Origin of the sequence: Streptomyces sp. (genome assembly GCF_031178505.1) — a bacterium.
GTDB lineage: Bacteria > Actinomycetota > Actinomycetes > Streptomycetales > Streptomycetaceae > Streptomyces > Streptomyces gulbargensis.
Window position 1 is genome coordinate 1 of sequence record NZ_JAPSIW010000721.1, and the last position, 3,525, is coordinate 3,525.

General features: G+C 70.1%; 3 protein-coding genes. 2 read left to right on the plus strand and 1 reads right to left on the minus strand.

Annotated elements, in window-relative coordinates; all coding sequences use genetic code 11:
- A partial coding sequence (locus RIF68_RS31120) for a nitrate- and nitrite sensing domain-containing protein (protein ID WP_309054614.1) occupies positions 1 to 1,948 on the minus strand: 1,948 nt, incomplete at its 3' end.
- Between the two features lie 566 nt (positions 1,949 to 2,514).
- Between RIF68_RS31120 and RIF68_RS31125 the strand changes: the two genes are divergently transcribed.
- Together RIF68_RS31125 and RIF68_RS31130 are read left to right on the plus strand one after the other, a co-directional pair.
- Positions 2,515 to 2,718 (plus strand): hypothetical protein, encoded by a 204-nt coding sequence (locus RIF68_RS31125; protein WP_309054615.1) that lies wholly within the window; start codon positions 2,515 to 2,517, stop codon positions 2,716 to 2,718.
- Positions 2,719 to 2,829: 111 nt separating this feature from the next.
- Positions 2,830 to 3,525: fumarylacetoacetate hydrolase family protein (locus tag RIF68_RS31130; RefSeq protein WP_309054616.1), on the plus strand; the 696-nt coding region annotated here is incomplete at its 3' end.

The following is a 3,525-nucleotide window of genomic DNA, read 5'->3' on the forward strand; positions in this document are numbered from 1 at the left end:
CACCGTGGAGCGCGTGACCGGTCACGCGGACCTTGGTCTGCGGGGAGGAGAACGAGGTGGCGTTCTCCAGGAGCTCGGCGAGCAGGTGGACGAGGTCGTTGACGACCCGGCCGGCGACCTCGGTCGCCGGGACCGCGGCCAGCTCGATGCGCTCGTACTGCTCCACCTCGGAGGCGGCGGCGCGCAGGACGTCGACGAGGGGGACCGGCCGGGTCCAGCGGCGGCCCGGCTCCTCGCCGGCGAGGACGAGGAGGTTCTCGCCGTTCCGGCGCATACGGGTCGCGAGGTGGTCCAGCTTGAACAGCGAGGACAGCTGGTCCGGGTCGGCCTCGCGGGACTCCAGCTCGGAGATGAGCGACAGCTGACGCTGGATGAGGCCCTGCGAGCGGCGCGAGAGGTTGGTGAACATCGCGTTGACGTTGCCCCGCAGAAGGGCCTGCTCGGCGGCGAGGCGGACCGCCTCGCGGTGCACCTCGTCGAAGGCCGCGGCCACCTGGCCGATCTCGTCCCGGGAGTGCACACCGACGGACTCGACGGAGGTGTCGACGTCCTGCGGGTCGGCCTCGGAGAGCTGCTTGACCAGCTCGGGCAGGCGTTCCTGGGCGACCTTGGTCGCGGTGTCCTGGAGCCGGCGCAGCGAGCGGATCATGGACCGGGCCACGACGAAGGCGCCGATGAGCGAGACGCCGAGGACGAGGAGGATCAGCGCACCGTTGATGACGGCGTCGCGCTGCGACTCCTGCCGCAGCTCACGGGCCATCGTCTCCATCTCGCCGAGGAGCTGGCGCTCCATCTTGTCCATGGCGGCGATCTTGGTGCCGTACTCGTCGGTGAAGTTCAGGTGACCCCGCTTGGGGGCCTCCGGCATCGCCGTGTCGTTCTTCAGCACCCGCTCCGCGTACTTGTCGGCGGAGAGGATCGTGGGGTTGCTGGAGTTCAGCGGAGCGGTCAGCTCGGCGGCGTTGCCGCCGGTCGACTCGTACACCGCCTCGAAGGACTTGAGCTCGTCCTTCTCACTGTTGAGCGCGGCCTCGCCGTACAGGCGGTCACCCTGCTGGAGCTTTCCGGAGGTGGTGTCGCTCGACGGGAGGGCGGCGGCGATGATCGCCTGCTGGATGGAGGCGTACTCCTTGGCGGACGAGAACGCGGCGAGCGCCCGGGTCCGCTTGATCATCTCCGGGTTGCTGGTCGCCTGCGCCATGTCCTGCGAGAGGCTGAGCAGCGAACGGATGAGACGGCTGTACGCCTCGACCGTCACCGAGTCGGAGACGCCCTTGGTGTAGGCGGTGGTCCGGATGTCGTGGAGCTGCATGACCTGCGTGGCGATCTGCCCGACGTTCTGGCGGATGCTGCGCAGGGCCTCGTCGCCCTCGGTGGCCGGGATCTCCTCGGTGGCCTGGAGGAAGGCCTTGAGCTCGCGGTCCGTGCGCTTGCGCGGGGTGGAGACCAGGTAGTCGCTGGCCGGGCGGCCGTTGGCCAGCGGGCCGGCGGACTGGTCGCGCTCGTACTGGAGGGCCTGGGCGAGGTCGGTCGCCTCACGGGTCAGCTTGGTGAGCAGCTGCATGTGGTCGAGCTGCTCCATGTCCTGGAGCGACTCGCTGATGCGGATGCCGCCCAGGGTGGTCGCCGCGACCACGGGGAGGGTGAGGAGGGCGACCAGGCGCGTGGAGATGCGCCAGTTCCGCAGGGCTATTCGCGGCCCGGGGTCGTTCTCGGCCTTCAGCGGGGGAGCGGCCGCGGCGTCGGACGGCGCGGCGGACGGTGCCGACGGGCCGGGGCGGCGGCCGCCGTCGCCCTCGCCGGACGGTCCCTTGCCCTGGTTCGGGGTGTGCGGGGCCGAGGGACCGCGGTCGGTCCCGGCACGCGGTTCCTGCTCCGCCGGAGCTTCCGCTCGGCCCTGACGGGCCTGGGCAGACCCCGAGCCATCCCTCTTGAAACGTCCCTGCACTAGCGTCGCAACCTCTGGACCAGGCGTCCCCCCGGGTGAACGGAGAGGACGGTGTCGGCGTCGATGGGGCGCAGGCGCGCCCCAGGTGGTCGATCGGTGACCGGCGCAGATCCCCCTTTCCCGCCACTCGGCCGGCGCTGTGTTGCGCCTCCCTGCGCGCCGGCTTGAAACCCGCGGCGGTGCGTGGAATTCCAGCACAGTGCCGGATCTCCAACAAGGGCAGCGTGTCGCACCCGGGAGGGAGTGACAACGTGTACGCGGCGGGTCACCCGACGTAGAAGATGATCACGGAGGATTGGGACTTTTCCTCTCCAATGACCTGGCGTACCCGTGTGTCCCAGTCGCGATGATCAGGAGCGGAATAGCGCATTCAGTGGCGTAATGTCCGTTTGGTTAAGGGTCGAGCGCTGTCCGTAATGCCTGGTATGGGCGTCAACGGGTGAGCAAACTCACACCCTGTTTGATGTCTTCGCCATGCATTCGAAGGGAATCGGATGTTTAGCCTGACGCTTTACAGATGCGCGCCCCGCCCGGGCGCCCTCCCGGAACAAGGTCTGATCACCACGATGAAGACGACGACGCTCCGCACCACGGCCAACCCCCGCCGCTCCACCCTCGCCCACCTCGAGGACGCCGCCCAGCTCGACCGGGGCGCCCGCCCCGAGTACGCGGCCGAGCTGCCCGGCAGGACCGCCAACCCGCGCCGCACCGTCCTCATGCAGCCCCCGGCCCCGTACCGGCCGCAGCCGTACGCGTCCGCCTCGCGCTGACCCCGCGCCCCGCCCGTACGGCCCGGCCCCGGCCGCCGGTCCGCCGCCCCGCGCCGCGTTAGCCTGGAGCGTCAGACTCCAGCCAGTACCAAGTGAGGGGCGACAGCACTCGTGCGCATCGCCAGATTCTCCCTCGACGGCAACGTCGCCTTCGGCGCCGTCGAGGGTGAGGGACCCGCCGAGTCCGGCGGCCTGGTCCTCGACATCATCAAGGGCATCCCCTACACCGACTTCGAGCTCAGCGGGACGAAGATCCCGCTGAGCAAGGTCCGGCTCCTGCCGCCCGTGCTCCCCAACAAGGTCGTGGCCATCGGCCGCAACTACGCGGAGCACGCCCGGGAACTCGGCAACGAGGTGCCCGACGTCCCCGTCGCCTTCTTCAAGCCCACCACCTCCGTGATCGGCCCCGGCGACGCCATCGAGTACCCCTCCTTCTCCCGCGAGCTCCACCACGAGGCCGAACTGGCCGTGGTGATCGGCCGCATGTGCCGCGAGGTGCCCCGCGAACGCGTCAAGGACGTCGTCTTCGGCTACACCTGCGCCAACGACGTCACCGCCCGCGACGTGCAGCAGCGCGAGAAGCAGTGGGCACGCGCCAAGGGCTTCGACACCTCCTGCCCCCTCGGCCCCTGGGTGGAGACGGAGCTCGACCCGGCCGACCTGACCGTCCAGGCCACGGTCAACGGCGAACAGCGCCAGCTCGGCCGCACGAGCGACATGATCCGCTCCGTCGAGGACCTCGTCGTCCACATCACCGAGGCCATGACGCTGCTCCCCGGCGACGTCATCCTCACCGGCACCCCCGCC